1 pseudogene is annotated in these 390 nt (G+C 58.7%); it reads right to left on the bottom strand.

What is annotated here, in order from left to right:
* A pseudogene (locus BK660_RS30250) lies at nucleotides 1-368 on the bottom strand (MFS transporter); the annotation flags it as partial.
* Nucleotides 369-390: the final 22 nt, after the last annotated feature.

Raw genomic sequence — 390 nt, 5'->3', positions numbered from 1 at the left:
CGCAACAATAACAGCACCGCGAAGCTGGAGGAAAAGGCGACCAACAGATTGGAGGCGACCATCAACGTCGAAAAACCCAACAACCCCCAGCGTCGGTCGATACCACGGGTCAGACCTGGCACCAACAAGCCGGCGAACAGCGCCACCACGGCGGTTACCGTTACCGCCTGGCCAGCCAGCGCTTCGGACACTCCCAGGTCGGCAGCCATCAGCGTCAACAAACTGGCCGGAAGGTACTCAGCGGTCAGTAACCCAAACACACCCATTGCCAACGAAAATACTGCCATCCACGCGGGGGTTGCAGGTTCTACGTCCGCGCCGACGCCGCAATGGCGGTCGGATACGGTGTTACATACACAGTCAGTCATTGCACGGATTTCCCAATCTTCA

Origin of the sequence: Pseudomonas brassicacearum (assembly GCF_003732265.1) — a bacterium.
Taxonomy (GTDB): domain Bacteria; phylum Pseudomonadota; class Gammaproteobacteria; order Pseudomonadales; family Pseudomonadaceae; genus Aquipseudomonas; species Aquipseudomonas brassicacearum_D.
The sequence above is the reverse complement of the archived record's forward strand: the minus strand, read 5'-3'. Positions and strand labels throughout refer to the sequence as shown.